This is a genomic window from Sphingomonas alba (genome assembly GCF_023516555.1).
Taxonomy (GTDB): Bacteria; Pseudomonadota; Alphaproteobacteria; order Sphingomonadales; family Sphingomonadaceae; genus Sphingomicrobium; species Sphingomicrobium album.
The window spans coordinates 326591-340226 of the sequence record NZ_JAMGBD010000002.1 but is presented as its reverse complement, the minus strand read 5'-3'; the positions used below and the strand labels follow the sequence as shown (position 1 = coordinate 340226).

Genomic DNA, 13636 nt, shown 5'->3' with positions numbered 1-13636 from the left:
GTCAGTTCCTGCCCTCGACCAATGCAAGGTTGTTGGCTGCCCGCTCAAACCATTGCGTACTCGCCTCGAGCGCTTGCGAGAAGGCGGCGATAGCGCGCTGGCGCTCTCCGCCTGAGGCCGCGATCACGCCAGCATCGTTGAGCCGAGCCGCCCAGTCGGAATCGCTCTCGCCGGCCCGTCGCTGTGGCAGGTCTCGGGCGACTGCTGCGCGCGCCAGTTCGAGATTGTCGGCAATGCGCGTTGCTTTCGGATCGAGACCGGCGGCACGCTCGAACAGCGGCAGGGCCTCTGCCCACTGCCCGCGTAGCATGAGCGACCAGCCGCGATTATTGAGGATCTCCGCGCGGTCCGGCGCGAGCTTTTCTGCGCTCCGATAGGCTTCATCGGCTTCAGTCCAATCCCGCTGGAAATCGGCGAGGACTCCGCGCGCGTTCCAGGCGCGCCAGCTGGCCGATGGAAAAGCGGTGGCGGTCCGCAGCACCTGCGCGGCGCGGTTGGGTTGGCCGAGCTGGATGGCGGCAATTCCCGCCCGCTCGAAATTCAGTGGCTCGTCCGGGTGCAGGGCGGCAAGAGATTCATAGTCCTTCAGCGCCGCCGCGAAATTGCCAGAACGGAATGCAAGGTCGGCGCGCACGCGATCGACCTCTTCGCCCTGCGCGCCATTGGCGATCGCCGCGTTGAGCATGATCTGCGCCTGTTCCAGCCGGCCGGCCTGGATAGCGCGCACGGTTTCGCCCATGGCCGGGTCCGCGGCGAACAACAGGGCCGCGGCGACCAGCATCATGGCGCGGGGCGGAGCGCCGGATGGCCGGCGGCGTCACGGCCGAGCAGGATCGTCAACTGTTTGACGTCCGCTCGCGGTGCCATCGCGAAGCCGAAGCGGTTCGAGAGTCGCATTGCCTCCGCCCGCGCCGCCTGCGGATAGAGGATCAGGCTCTTTGGCCGAGTCACAGCTGCGTTGCCGACAAGGATGTTCCGCCAGCCAAACTGGCCGAGGTAAGTGCGGGTGCGGGCAGCCAGTTTGTCGACGCGCGCGGCGTTCAGGACGCGAAGCCGCACCGGCATGTCTGCCAATTGCTCGATCTTTTGCTGCCGCGCGTGCGACGCGGAGCGCACCGGCTGCGCCACCGCAGGCCGCATCCACTTCGGACCGTCGCCAGTGATCAGGGCAACCTCCGTCAACGACAGGCGCTCGATCCGCGGCTGGCGCGGCGGCGGCGGTGCTGGCGGCAGCGGAGCCAAAGCAATCGTCACCGACTTGCCGACCGGCGCGACGTTCATCGTCGGGGCCTTTGGGACAGCTTTCGGGATCGGTGCAGCCTTCGCGGGCTGTGCCGGAGCCAAAGCGATCGTGACCGACTTCCCGACAGGGGCGGCGGTCTCGGGCGGTTGGGCCGCCAGCGCGGCCGTGGCGGCGACATCTTGGGCAGTTTCCGTCGCGGGCGCCGATGCGGGCGGCGTCAGGGACGCCATCTCGGCGCGGACCGATGCGGCTTCTGACCGTTCGCCCTGAAGGTCCAGGGAAGCGGCAAACAGCGTCAGCAATGTCTGGTTCTGCGGCGCCCGCGCCAGCGCCTGCTCGTAATAGCGGCGCGACAGGTCGAACCGGCCCATCTTGTCGTAGCATTGCGCCATCCCCGCCAGCGCATCCATGCTGCTCGGATCCTCGCGCTCGGCCTTGCGGAAGCCCTCAAGCGCTAGAGCGACATTGCCGATGGCGAGCTGGCCATAGGCCTCGGCGACCTGGAACGAGACGGGCTGCGCGCCCTCCTTGATGCCGCGATCGACCGAGCGGATCTCAAGCTTGCCCTGGTCGCCAAGGCACCCGCTGAGAGCGAGTGCCGCGGCCGTTACAGTGAAGAATGCCCCCCGGTTCATATCAGCCTCCAGCTCCGGCCTTCAGGGCCGGCACAACTGCACGAATAACCCGAATGGAAGCGGGTAACATGAGCACCCCGATCATCACCGGTAGCATGCAGGTGACGAGCGGAATGGACAGGAGGACCGGCAGGCGGTGCGCTTTTTCTTCGGCGCGGAGTCGGCGCTTCTCGCGCATCTCCGAAGCATAAATTCTTAGCGTCTGCGCGATCGAAGAGCCGAGCTTGGTTGACTGGATGAGCAAGGTCGCGAAGGCACGGATCTCGTCGGAGCCCGCGCGGTCAGCCAGCCTACGCAATGCGTCCTCGCGATTGCGGCCCGCGCGCATCTCGAGGACGACCCCGCCGAATTGCTCGGCAATGCGCGGATGCGATTCCGTGATCTCCATGCCAACGCGGGCAAATGCTGCTTCAAGGCCCAAGCCTGCCTCAACGCAGACGAGCATCAGGTCCAGCGCGTCCGGAAAGCCGTTAACAATCTCCTCCTTGCGGCGGTCTGCCTTGGCCCGAACTATCAACGTTGGAATGTAGAGACCCAAGGCGGCTGCGATCACGACGATGAAATAGAGAGAGACGGCACTGGGGGCGCCCCGGATCATCCAGAAGTAACCGAGGAACAGAGCTGGCAGCAGGAAGACCAGGACAAGCCTGATCAGCGTGTAGACGCGCGGCGCATATGGCGCAGTATAGCCCGCCGACATTAGCAGTTCCCGAACCGCCTGGTCCTTGGTGTCGACTAGCGAAAGGCCGGTCTTTTCGATTCGCTCGACGAGCTTCAGCCAGGCGCTTTCGACTTTGTCGGATCGCAAGGAACCGATGATCTCGTCCTCGCCGGCCGTGGCAACACCCTCCGCCAGCCGGCGGCGCGCGATCTGACGTGCGCCAATCGCTAAGGACGTGAAATAGGCGGCTGCTGCAACCAGCGCGAACAAGGCGACCAGCAAAAGGTACTTGAGCAGCGGGTTGTCGGAGAGGACTTCGATCATCGCTCTAGACCTTGATGTCGACCATGCGGCGGATGGTGATGAAACCGACTGCGTAGAGGGCGATCAGCGAGAGGAAACCGGGAACGAAATAGGGGTCATCGGCGACGTCCAGGTAAAAACCCGGGTTGAATGAGAACAATGCGGTGAAGGCCAGAATCGGCAGCGCCGTCAGCACCACCGCAGTCATTCTGCCTTCGCTCGAAAGCGCTCGCACCGTCAGCATCAGCGACTGCCGGGCACGGATGACCTGCGCCAGATTCTCCAGCACTTCGGAAAGGTTGCCGCCGGTTTCGTTTTGCACGGCAAGCGACACTACGAACATTCGCATGTCGGCCAAGTCCCAGCGCTCGGCCATCGCGTGCAGCGCATCGCGAAGTTCGGCGCCGTAAGTGACTTCGTCGACAACGACGCCGAATTGGCTGCCGATCGGGTCAGGCAGCTCGACCGTCAGCAAATCCAGCGCCGCGGCCACGGGGTGACCGGCACGCAAACCGCGGACGAAGACGTCGAGCGCGATCGGGAATTGCTCCTGCATCCTCTTGCGCATGCGATTGGCGCGGACCTGAAGCACCATCAGCGGTAGGAAGAGGCCGAGCACGAGCGAGAAGGTACCGAGCAGCACGACGCGGCCGAAACCGACGGGTGCGCCAACGATGACCATGATCAGAAGCATCGTGAAGAGGATGGCGATCGGCGCAAGCATCAGAATCAACATCAGCCGAGGTGTTGGGATCGTGATCTGCGCCATCATCAACATGCGCTCAACGGCCCTGCCCATGCGCAGGAGCGGTCTCGGCAGCCATGGCGGCAAGGCGCTGTGGGCGCGCTTGAGCAGGGTCAGCGTCTCGGCCGTGCTGCGGCCGCGCTGGATGAACTTCAGACGCAGGTTGATCGCGCGCCCTTCCGAGTGGCTCCGCGCCCACCAGCCGACCAGGACATCGACGGTGATCAGCACTGCGCCGAAGATGGCAGCGAGGATCGCGCCCTTGATCAGGGTGTCGTTCATGCCTCGAACTTCATGTCAGGGCGGAACAGCTCGGGTGGAAGCGTCATGCCGTGTGCCGAAATGTTGTCCAGGAAGCGGGGCCGAATGCCGGTCGCCTCGAAGCGGCCCTGGACCTGCCCCTCGGAGTTCATGCCCGTCTGCCGGAAATGGAAGATTTCCTGCATGGTGATGACATCGCCTTCCATGCCAGTCAGCTCGGAAACGCTGATCAGCTTGCGGCGGCCGTCGGCCAGGCGCGCTACCTGGATGACAACGTGAATGGCGGATGCAATCTGCGCGCGGATGGAGCGCGCCGGCATGTCCAAGCCGGCCATGCCGACCATCTGCTCGACACGCGCCAGGGCGTCGCGCGCCGTGTTGGCATGCACGGTTGTCATCGACCCGTCGTGGCCGGTGTTCATAGCCTGGAGCATATCGAAGGCCTCGCCGCTACGCACCTCGCCGACGATGATGCGGTCGGGGCGCATGCGCAGCGCGTTCTTGACCAGGTCGCGCTGAGCGATCTCGCCCTTGCCCTCGATATTGGGCGGCCGCGTTTCCAACCGTACGACATGGTTCTGCTGCAGCTGGAGCTCAGCGGAATCCTCGATCGTCACGATGCGCTCGCGATTGTCGATATAGGCCGACATTGCGTTCAGCAGAGTGGTTTTGCCGGACCCGGTGCCGCCGGAAATGAGCACGTTGCGGCGCGATGCGACAACTGCCTCCAGAACCTGCGCGACGGGTGGCGGGATGCTGCCGATCTCGACTAGCCGTGCCATGCTGATCGGCACGCGCGCGAATTTGCGGATGGACAGGGTCGAGCCGTCGATGGCCAGCGGTGGCACGATGGCGTTGACGCGGCTGCCGTCGGCAAGTCGCGCGTCGACCATCGGCGAGGATTCATCGATCCGGCGCCCAACCGCCGAGACGATCTTCTGGATGATGCGCAGTAGGTGCTTCTCGTCCTTGAATCGTACCGGCGTCGGTTCGAGGACGCCGTAGCGCTCGACAAAGACCCGCTCGGCGCCATTCACCAGGATGTCGGTGATCGTCGGGTCCTTGAGCAGTGGCTCGATCGGACCCAGGCCAAGCAGTTCGTCGAGCACATCCTCGACCAGCTGCTTGCGCTCCGCTTGATTCAGCGCGTGGTTCTGCTTGCCCAGTTCCTCGACGACGATGTCGCCGACCTCGGCCTGGATCTGCTCGCGCGACATCTGGTCGAGCGCGGACAGGTTGATGAGATCGATCAGCCGCTGGTGCAGCTCGACCTTCAAATCGGTGTTGGTATCGCGCCGGTCGAATGCGCCCGCTTCGCCGATTGCGTATAAGCGGGAATCGGCATCGTGTCCCTCAGCTTCGGGTGACTGCCTGCCGGTTCGGGACTTTCGGACATTCCACATGGCTCAGCGCTCCAGGCCCAAGGCGGCGGCAATGCCGGCGTCCAGCGTATCGAGGTCCTTGCCGATCGCGCTCTTACGCCTGACCTCGTCGATAGGCACTCCACGGTCGATGGCTGCCCGCATCGTCGCGTGGTCATTGGCAATCGTGTAGGCGACATCGCGGCCAAGACTCCCCTCGACGTCCGAAAGCCGGATGGTCCGGGTGAAGCGGCTTTCCAGCCTGTTGACGATGATGCGAATGTCCAGGCCATTCAATTCCTGCGACCGCATCAGCTCCAGCTGCCGCTTGGCCCGGTTGAGGCTCGGGATCGACAATTGCGTCACCAGCAGGGTCAGGTCGGACCGTGCCAGCAGTGATAGAGACCAGTTCGTCCAGTTGGTCGGCAAATCCAGCAGCACCGTCCCGAACTCGCGGGCCGCCAGTTCGACGATGTCGAGCAGTTGGTCGCTGGTCAGCGATTCCAGTGGCAGCATGTCCTTGGGAGCGGCAACGACCTTGAGGCCGCTCGAATGCTCGGTTACCGCGGAGCGCAGCAGGTCGCCGTCAAGGCGCGCCCCGGCCTCGATGAGGTCGGACAGCGTTAGCTTCGGCTGCAGGCCGAGCTGGAAGGCGGCATCGCCGAACTGGACGTCCAGGTCGATCAGGCAGCACTCGCGGCCAGCCGCCGCTTCCTTCTGCGCGAAACGGATGCCGAGCTGGCAGAGCAGGCTGGTCGTGCCGACACCGCCAAGGCTCTTGATGACGCTGACGACCTTGGCGTGCTTACCTGCTTCCTGTTCCTCGCGGCGAGCAAGGCTTTCCGCGATCGGCGCCAGCGAGCTCTCGAGATCGGTCATATCAAGCGGCAGCGGCACGACATCGCGCGCGCCCGAACGGATAAGCGAGCGCACGAAAGCCAGCGGCGGCTCATAGGCGGCGGCGATCACCGGGGTCTTGGTCGCAGCCGCTAGCTTGGCGAAGCGCTTGACCGAGGCTGGGTTATCTCGGTCGACCTGAACGATCGCCACCGCTGCCGCGGAAACCTCCTCAGGATTGATCCAGTCCGCGTTGCCGACCAGGTTGAGCGACAGCGGGAAGCCGGCCACGCGCGTGCTGGCAAGCGCTCCCGTGTCCCCCTCCGCCCCGGTCAGGTAGAGAGCGACATTGGCCTGCCGCTGGTGTGCTCGCCAGCTCTTCGCGGTCTCGTTGGGATTGATTACGCTCACCTTTCCGTTCCTAATTTGAATATGATCCGGACGCGTCTTCGGCGGTCAGCGTCGTGGAAAAACTGGGCATGCCGATGGTCGCAAACATCAGCGATGTGATCGGATGAAAATCGACACCTGTCAGGGTCACGGTGATCAGGGGCGAAATCTGCATCTGCTCCGCGCCTCCGCTGCCGCCAACGGGATCCGCAGCGATCCCCAATCCAGATCCGGAATATCGTACCTGCACGTTATCCGGCTGAATTGCCGGGTAAATTTGTTGCATGCGCGCAACCAGGATGTCGTTAAAGGTCGCAGTATCGACTGTCCCGACCCCGGACGGACAGGGACCCGCCGCGCAGGTGCAACTTGCCGATGTGCACAACACTGTCCCGAGCGCACCGGCAGGGATGCGATCGCCGGGTCCGATTACCTTTCCCCCGACTGTCTGGCCGACGTAATTCTCGTCCCGCAGTTCAGGTGACAGCACATTTGTCACAATTGCGACGCGAGCACCAACCTGGGTCGCCTTCTCGGCTTCGTTATACTCGTAAAGGAAGCGGCCCGTATCGATGATCCCGAACAGAAGGATCAGGAGAACAGGCAACACCATCGCAAATTCGGCAGCGGTTGCCGCCGAATCTGATCGCATCAGAGGCCGCAGCGCCCGCTTCATAAGCCCTGCACCGCAGCTTCGGAGTCGGCACGCAGGCACACATTCGTCAAATCGAGGCCTAGCCTTCCCAACACCGACCGATACTCAACAGCGCCGGAAACCTTGACCACCGGGATCGTGGTCCCAGCCAGGCTGCTGTAGAGGCCAGTTGGGCCATTCGTTGTGGTCGCGACTGCGCTTTTGTTGACGCAACGGATGCTGGCCGTCACGGTTTGCGAACCTCCGGTGCACGACCTGTCCCAATAGGTGGTCCAGCGCGGATTGCCGGCTCCTGAAACCGCACCGTTCTTAGTGACGTTGATAGTCTTGGTTCTCCAGTCGGCATCTTGGAACACCGAATCCGGGCACGCGTAAGTCGTGTTGAACTCAAGCCGCGACGCATATCGAGCGCCGTCCCTGACCTGCTTTTCCAACGCATGCTGGTCGGCAAAGAAATTACCCAGCTCGGCCGAGCCGAACATCAACCCCAGAAGCAAGGGTGTCACTAGCGCCATTTCCGCCGCGGCAGCGGCGTTGCGATTGTGAAAGAGGCGCGCCAGCTTCAGCATCACCGCACCAGGTACGGTTTGCTGCGGGCATAATATTGGAAGCCACTCGTGCCCGCAAAGGTCTTTGCCGGACCGACTACCTCGCCGTAAATTTCCTTCTCGTCACTAGGTCCGGGATAGCTGGTTCGATTGAGCGATGGCTCGGTCACAAAGACGTCAAAGACGCGGACGATCTTGAAATCCGCTCCAATGCTGCCCTTGCCGTTAAGTAGGTCGCAATTGGCCGCGACTACCGGTAACAAGCGACGGTCCTTTTGCGCCGTGTAATTGGACGTTCCAAACACCGGCCTGTTGTAAGTGCACTGCGTGGTGACAGTATGGTCCCAGCGCCCATTGTTCCGCTGGGTTGATACCGTTGTCACGAACGACTTGGGGTCGGTTCGGGTGCTGTCACCTAGCTCCCATTTGTATACCTCATAGCGCGTTGGCGTCGTACCGGCATGCGGCACCGAACTCGTGTCAACGCCGGGGTGGTTCGCGGCCATATATCCCGAATAATCCCAAACCCCGTTGCCGAAGTTTCCGCATGTCCCGCTGTAGTGGCAGTTGTCGCGGTTGAAGCCTTTGATGGGGCTCTTCGATTCCTGGAAGGCAACGGCGGGAGTTACTGTCTTCGGATCTGTGGGGCACGTTTTTGCCGCAGGAGGTGTTGAGGATGTCGAATTATTGGCCGTCGCCGTTAGCGTGATGACCATATCTTTCCCGGTATTGGCTGCTGGGCAGCCCGTGCCGTCACTATTTGCCACGCAAATCGAAGGATTCTTCGTTGCCGGGCTTCCGGCGTAAACGTCCATTCGCGTGTTGATCGCGTCAGTAACGTTTTTGTTACCTGGCTCGGTCGTGACTGCGTCGTTCGCCAGGCAGCCATTTAGTCCGTGTCCCAACAACGCGTCGATGACGCCCGTATTACCCCCGCCGCCGCCGTTGGCGGAGAAATCTAGAAGGCCGTAATTCCCGGGAACCCAGCTATTGCCCGACCCGGTCTTCATCAGGAGACCCTTGCCGATGTCCGCGTCCGTCGGGAAATCCATGTTGTCGGTGCAAACGAAGATCGGCGCGATGTTGCAGACCGATGATTGGACTCCCGCCACGGCCGTCGCAGAAATGGTCCCCGAAAAGGCAGCAACCACTGGCGTCAACGCATAATTCGCGGTTCGAAGCTCCGTCGTCACAACGACAAAAACACTGTCGGTATCGTCCTTCGGCGCTGTGCAGGCAGTCGCCGTGTTGGCGACACCGTCATCGAACGTTTTACAGAACGTGACACTGGCAATCTCGACAGACGTCCCGCTGTCGCTGTCGTCATTGGCAAATTTAGTGATGTTCGCAGCTAGCCGGTTTGTGCCGGGCGTCTGGATTACCGCCGCCGCCCGCGCCCGCGCTCCCGTCGACCTATCGAGCTGCGTCGCTGCGGCCAAGGCGGCCTGGTCCGCCGCCTGTTGGAGCTCGGTATCCATGGCGGCCAGATGGGCATAGTCGAAGGCGATGCCGCCGGCGCCGATGAGGGCGAACAGTGACAGAGCGACGGTCGGCGCGACCGCGCCGTAATTCGCCTTGATCAGTCGTTTAGCGCCCGCCCACATAACATCCTACTTCGGCCCGCTGCCACTTCCACCGCTGCCGCCGCCGCTCTTGCTCGTCGAGCTAACCGGCTCGATCGGCTTCACGGCGTCAGTGCGATAGCGTTTCACCGCGCCCGCCATCTTCTCGCCATTGTCGCCGGGCTGCGCGTCCTGCGCCGTATAGACGGGGTCCGGATTGATGATCTGGACCGCGGCATTGTATTTCGTGACCTCGCCGAATGCGGCGTCCATCGAACCCGCCTGCGGCAAGGGCTCGGTCTGGCAAGCCGACAGGAGGGCCACGCCTGCTACGGCGATGATCAGCCTAAAGGACATGGCCATACTCCTTCTGGAAGCCGGTCGGTTTGGCCGCGGCCATTCCGCCAGGCTGTTTCGGCGCCGGTGGCGGGGGCGGCATAACTCGGACTTGCACATCCGCCGGCGGCACGCCCGTCGCTCCGGGGCCGGCCGGGACACCGGTATCGGTCCGGCTCGCGCCGAACAGGTCGAGCTCGTTGGGCGCGGAGGCGCGGTCGGTCGGCACCTTGAGCGCGTAGGCTGGCACGGGCCTTACGAGACGCGGAGTGACCGTGATCACGAGCTCTGTCTCGTCACGCTGGAAGTTCGTGGACTTGAACAGCATGCCAATAATCGGGATCGAGCCGAGGATCGGGAATTGCCGTACCGTGTCCTGAAAATCGGTGCGCAGCAGGCCGGCAAGCGCAAAGCTCTCGCCATCATGCAATTCGACGGTCGTCTTCGCACGACGGGTCTGTAGGCCCGGAATGCGCAAATTGTTGACGACGATCGATGCCGATTGGTCGATGGAGCTCACCTCCGGCTCGACCACCATGTTGATGACACCGTCTGCAAGGACAGTCGGAGTGAATGCCAGACCAACCCCGAAGGGCTTCCATTCGATGGTAATTCCAGTCGCGCCGCTGGTCCCCGCATTCTGCAGCACCGGCACGGGGAATTCGCCGCCCGCAAGGAAATTGGCTGTCTCGCCCGACAACGCAACCAGCGTCGGCTCGGCGAGGGTCGTGATCGCGCCCTTCTTTTCGAGGGCGTTCAATGCCGCGTCGAAGTTCAGGCCGAAGGCGCCGAAGCTCTTGGTGATGATGCCGAAACTGTCGATGATCGCCCCGGCTGTCAGCTGGTTTCGCAACACTTCGCCGGTATCGGGATCGGCGATCGGCCCAAGGCCGGCGCCGCCGGCTGACACGCCCTGCAGCGTCCCGCTGTCGTTGCGGACGAAGAAGCCGAAGCCGATATCCTTGAGCGCCGAGCGCTTCACTTCGGAGAAGCGGACTTCGAGCATCACCTGTTGCGAGGACCCGACCGACAGTAGGTTGACGACCTTGCCTGGGGCGTAGGTCTCGGCGAGCTGCACGGCACGATCGGCGGCGACGGCGCTGGAGACGATGCCTTCGAGGACAACGCTGTCGTTCGAAATCCGAGCGCCGACATTCTCGCCGATTGATCCCGCCAGCTGGCGCTTCAGCGAGATGACGTCCGGGCCCACGACGACATCGACCACGGCGACCAGGCGGTTGCCCGGCCCGTAAAGCGAAAGGCTCGTCGTTCCGGCCTTCTTACCCAGCACGTAGAGCGAGGTGCTCGACAAGGGCAGGATGTCGGCGACTTCGGGATTGCCGACCATCGCCTTTGTGAAAGCGCGGTCCGACCGGATCACCTGGCTCTTGTTGACGGGCACTGCGACTTCGCCGGCGTGAATTCCATCAGCGACGCTGATCTGGGCTTCCGCCGGCGTGGCGACGATCGCTCCAGTCAAAAAAGCCGCGGCAATCATCGCGATTGCGCGCGGCCGCCGTTTCATTCCGGCGGTCCGGCCGCCCCTCACAAGGTTACTTGCCATTTTCCCCCACCTTGTAGTCCGTACCGACCGTCCCCCTGACGATCTCGATGCTGGTACCGGCCGGCTTGCGCTTGGCCGGAGCGGGCGCACGGCGAACGGGCCGCGGTGCCACCGGCGCGGCGGCCACCGTCACTTGCGATCGGGCGATCGGCGCCCCTGACGGGTTCGCCTGCGCGTAACGCGCGCCGCCGTAGAGATTGTAGCGAAGGTCCTCGAGGCTGACCGTCTCGACGACCGGATTATTCTCTTCCGCCCCCGGCTTGCGAAGCACCAGGCTCAAGCTGCCGGCCTGTTGCGCCAGCGCCAGTTTCTGAGAGTCGAGCGGGCTCACCTGCAGCGTCGCGGTCCGCGCGATGTTCGCTGTCCCGTCGGCGTTCTTGGCATTCTGGTCCATGGCAATGACGCGCACGTCCTGCAGGAGGACGTCGGTGATATCGCGGTCGTTGACGGAGCGGGTAACGAGGACATCGACGCTGTCGTTCGGCTGGACGAAACCGGCGACGCCGGACACGTCGTTGATGCGAACGGCGGCCGCGCGCATGCCCGGCGGCAAGGTGGCCGCAATGGAGGCGACCTGGCCCGTGCCGGAGATCTTGCCGGCGAGGATGGGTTCGTTGACCGCGATGGGCCGAAGCGCGATCCGCGCGGGCTTGCCCGGCGGAAGGACCTGATCGATCTTTGTGAAGACTCCGGCCGGAAGGCTTCCGTTCGGATATTCGACGAACTTAACCTTCTCCGCAGTGACCGGAACACCATAGTCCAGAGGCGCGGAAGCGACCGCCACGGGCGTCGTCCCGGCGAGCGCTTTCTGCGTCTTTTCTTCATTGTTGGTAAGGAAGACGTTGGCCAAATAGACGGCCACAGCCCCAAGCAGGATCGCTACCAGAAGAGCAATCAACGACTGACGTCTCATGTGTCCGCCCCCCAGCAGCTCTGCGCGGGATAATAACGCAATTACGAAAGTTAGTTAAGCCGCACCTTTAACAGGCACGGCCGAAGTAAAACCGGGCGGGAGTCGCCTCCCGCCCGGTTTCAGCGATTAGCTGCTGGCCGAACCAGAGCCACCGCCGCCCGCAACGCAGGTTGAGTCGGCGCCGTTGATGCAGTTGCTGGCCTTGTCCATGGCATTGCCGATGGCGCCGCCGAGGGTGACCGCGGCAACGGCAACGGCCGCACCGATGATCGCCAGGATAAGGGCATATTCGGCCGCCGAGGCGCCGGACTTGTCCATCAGCATTTTCAGAAATTTCTTCATAGCTTTTTCCCTTCTCAATTCGCACGCCTCCAAAGAGGCGCGTGCCCGCACCGAGACGACTTTGAGAAAAGTGGCGGTTTCAAACAGGCGGGTGCCAAAATCGACACGCTGACAGGAACTTAGGCACCCCCCGTTCGACCCCCCAGGCCGCCCGGCTGTCTTAGGGGTTATCTTTAGTTAACGGCTTGTCAACCATTCCAGTTAATTCAAAGTAAACCATGATTGTCCGCGTCGTGGCGCGATAACGGTTTAGAAAAAAAGGAAAAAATGCGTTGAAAGCGCCCGCTCGTGTGGGTTTGTCCATGTCCCGATTTTGGACAGGAGTCACCGGTTCGGCACAGGATTTGGGCTGGCCAATAGGCCAAACGCATCGTGGTTTCGGAAGCTTAACGAATGTTGTTGCTCCGAGTCGCGGCGCCAGAGGATTCAGGCGGGAACGCGATTGCGATAGGTGACGTTCACGCGTGCTGAGAGCAGCAAATAGGGCAGCCACAGGGCGACGCTGATCAGGACCTTCTTCACATTCCCGTCGAGCAGGGTCTGCAGCGGCACCGCAACTGAATGCGGCAGGCCAGGCGCACCGGCGACGAGCTGCGCGGTCAGCAACTGCCAGGCCAGGTCCACCATCCATACGGCCGCAAGCATCCGTGGGAAAAGCGGCACCTTACGCAGCGCCGCCACGAAGGCGATGACGTAGAGGCTGGACATCAGCACAACGTCGGCCGTCATCAGGGTATGCAGGGTGGCTAGCCAGGACGGGACCGGGCCGGACAGGGCTGGCATGGCGGTCAGATATTCGGCGGCGCGCACCGGCACGTTGATCAGCATGCCGACCAGCAGCGACACCATAATGCCGGTCGTCCCATATAGTTCATGGTTGCGCGCTTCATGCCGCGCGACGCCGCGCCATTTGCCCAGACGCGCGAGCCGGGTCTGCGGCTGGGATGCGCGTTCGCCATTGGCGAACCAGCGCAGTGCGAGCAGCAAGGATACCGCCGGCGCGAACACCAGCAGGATGTAGGGCGCATAGGTCGCGAAATCGGGGACATTGGTGTGGATCGGGCTGACCGCGATCCGGATTGCGGACGCCAGCCCGGCAAGGCCCAGCCACGCAAGCATGATATGATCCAGGCGATTTTCGAGCGAGATCAGCAGCGCGGCCGACTTGGCATGCAGGCGATGCTTCAACGTGTCGATCATCGGGGCGGGGCCTTCTTACTACGCGGGGTTCACCCGCTCATTACGCCCACACCCGTTTCGATCAGGTTAAATGAACTGCA

The 13636-nt window shown here is 63.0% G+C and carries 14 protein-coding genes; all 14 read right to left on the bottom strand.

Annotated elements, in window-relative coordinates; translation table 11 throughout:
* Position 1 precedes the first annotated feature (1 nt).
* The gene (locus LZ536_RS11465; protein WP_249848919.1) at positions 2-784 is read right to left on the bottom strand and encodes a tetratricopeptide repeat protein; all 783 of its coding nucleotides are present in this window, start codon (positions 782-784) and stop codon (positions 2-4) included.
* A complete protein-coding gene (locus tag LZ536_RS11460) occupies positions 781-1878 on the bottom strand; it encodes a LytR C-terminal domain-containing protein (RefSeq protein ID WP_249848918.1) in 1098 nt (365 codons plus the stop codon). Before LZ536_RS11460 ends, LZ536_RS11465 begins: the two co-directional genes overlap by 4 nt.
* 1 nt (position 1879) lies before the next feature.
* On the bottom strand, positions 1880-2863 hold the full coding sequence (locus LZ536_RS11455) for a type II secretion system F family protein (RefSeq protein ID WP_249848917.1): 984 nt from the start codon (positions 2861-2863) through the stop codon (positions 1880-1882).
* Between the two features lie 4 nt (positions 2864-2867).
* On the bottom strand, positions 2868-3869 hold the full coding sequence (locus LZ536_RS11450) for a type II secretion system F family protein (protein ID WP_249848916.1): 1002 nt from the start codon (positions 3867-3869) through the stop codon (positions 2868-2870).
* The gene (locus tag LZ536_RS11445; RefSeq protein ID WP_249848915.1) at positions 3866-5251 is read right to left on the bottom strand and encodes a TadA family conjugal transfer-associated ATPase; all 1386 of its coding nucleotides are present in this window, start codon (positions 5249-5251) and stop codon (positions 3866-3868) included. The genes LZ536_RS11450 and LZ536_RS11445 overlap by 4 nt, the downstream gene beginning before the upstream one ends.
* A 3-nt stretch (positions 5252-5254) precedes the next feature.
* Complete coding sequence (locus tag LZ536_RS11440; RefSeq protein WP_249848914.1) at positions 5255-6457, bottom strand: CpaE/TadZ family protein; 1203 nt, start codon at positions 6455-6457, stop codon at positions 5255-5257.
* 10 nt (positions 6458-6467) lie between these two features.
* On the bottom strand, positions 6468-7112 hold the full coding sequence (locus LZ536_RS11435) for a TadE/TadG family type IV pilus assembly protein (RefSeq protein ID WP_249848913.1): 645 nt from the start codon (positions 7110-7112) through the stop codon (positions 6468-6470).
* Entirely contained in the window at positions 7109-7660 is a 552-nt protein-coding gene (locus LZ536_RS11430; protein WP_249848912.1) for a TadE/TadG family type IV pilus assembly protein, read from the bottom strand. Before LZ536_RS11430 ends, LZ536_RS11435 begins: the two co-directional genes overlap by 4 nt.
* A complete protein-coding gene (locus LZ536_RS11425) occupies positions 7660-9243 on the bottom strand; it encodes a pilus assembly protein TadG-related protein (protein ID WP_249848911.1) in 1584 nt (527 codons plus the stop codon). The genes LZ536_RS11430 and LZ536_RS11425 overlap by 1 nt, the downstream gene beginning before the upstream one ends.
* A gap of 6 nt (positions 9244-9249) precedes the next feature.
* A complete protein-coding gene (locus tag LZ536_RS11420; RefSeq protein ID WP_249848910.1) occupies positions 9250-9558 on the bottom strand; it encodes a hypothetical protein in 309 nt (102 codons plus the stop codon).
* Positions 9548-11101, bottom strand: a complete 1554-nt coding sequence (locus LZ536_RS11415) for a type II and III secretion system protein family protein (protein ID WP_249848909.1) — start codon at positions 11099-11101, stop codon at positions 9548-9550. The genes LZ536_RS11420 and LZ536_RS11415 overlap by 11 nt, the downstream gene beginning before the upstream one ends.
* A complete protein-coding gene (gene cpaB, locus LZ536_RS11410; RefSeq protein WP_249848908.1) occupies positions 11091-12014 on the bottom strand; it encodes a Flp pilus assembly protein CpaB in 924 nt (307 codons plus the stop codon). The genes LZ536_RS11415 and cpaB overlap by 11 nt, the downstream gene beginning before the upstream one ends.
* Before the next feature lie 126 nt (positions 12015-12140).
* Positions 12141-12356, bottom strand: coding sequence for a Flp family type IVb pilin (locus LZ536_RS11405; protein ID WP_249848907.1), 216 nt, complete (start codon positions 12354-12356; stop codon positions 12141-12143).
* A gap of 426 nt (positions 12357-12782) precedes the next feature.
* Entirely contained in the window at positions 12783-13556 is a 774-nt protein-coding gene (locus LZ536_RS11400; protein ID WP_249848906.1) for a DUF2569 domain-containing protein, read from the bottom strand.
* Positions 13557-13636 lie beyond the last annotated feature (80 nt).

Bases quoted from the DNA above. Each gene is read 5' to 3' on its own strand.
- LZ536_RS11465 (WP_249848919.1), bottom strand. From the start codon at position 784: ATGATGCTGGTCGCCGCGGCCCTGTTGTTCGCCGCGGACCCGGCCATG.
- LZ536_RS11460 (WP_249848918.1), bottom strand. From the start codon at position 1,878: ATGAACCGGGGGGCATTCTTCACTGTAACGGCCGCGGCACTCGCTCTC.
- LZ536_RS11455 (WP_249848917.1), bottom strand. From the start codon at position 2,863: ATGATCGAAGTCCTCTCCGACAACCCGCTGCTCAAGTACCTTTTGCTG.
- LZ536_RS11450 (WP_249848916.1), bottom strand. From the start codon at position 3,869: ATGAACGACACCCTGATCAAGGGCGCGATCCTCGCTGCCATCTTCGGC.
- LZ536_RS11445 (WP_249848915.1), bottom strand. From the start codon at position 5,251: ATGTGGAATGTCCGAAAGTCCCGAACCGGCAGGCAGTCACCCGAAGCT.
- LZ536_RS11435 (WP_249848913.1), bottom strand. From the start codon at position 7,112: ATGAAGCGGGCGCTGCGGCCTCTGATGCGATCAGATTCGGCGGCAACC.
- LZ536_RS11430 (WP_249848912.1), bottom strand. From the start codon at position 7,660: ATGCTGAAGCTGGCGCGCCTCTTTCACAATCGCAACGCCGCTGCCGCG.
- LZ536_RS11425 (WP_249848911.1), bottom strand. From the start codon at position 9,243: ATGTGGGCGGGCGCTAAACGACTGATCAAGGCGAATTACGGCGCGGTC.
- LZ536_RS11420 (WP_249848910.1), bottom strand. From the start codon at position 9,558: ATGTCCTTTAGGCTGATCATCGCCGTAGCAGGCGTGGCCCTCCTGTCG.
- LZ536_RS11415 (WP_249848909.1), bottom strand. From the start codon at position 11,101: ATGGCAAGTAACCTTGTGAGGGGCGGCCGGACCGCCGGAATGAAACGG.
- cpaB (WP_249848908.1), bottom strand. From the start codon at position 12,014: ATGAGACGTCAGTCGTTGATTGCTCTTCTGGTAGCGATCCTGCTTGGG.
- LZ536_RS11405 (WP_249848907.1), bottom strand. From the start codon at position 12,356: ATGAAGAAATTTCTGAAAATGCTGATGGACAAGTCCGGCGCCTCGGCG.
- LZ536_RS11400 (WP_249848906.1), bottom strand. From the start codon at position 13,556: ATGATCGACACGTTGAAGCATCGCCTGCATGCCAAGTCGGCCGCGCTG.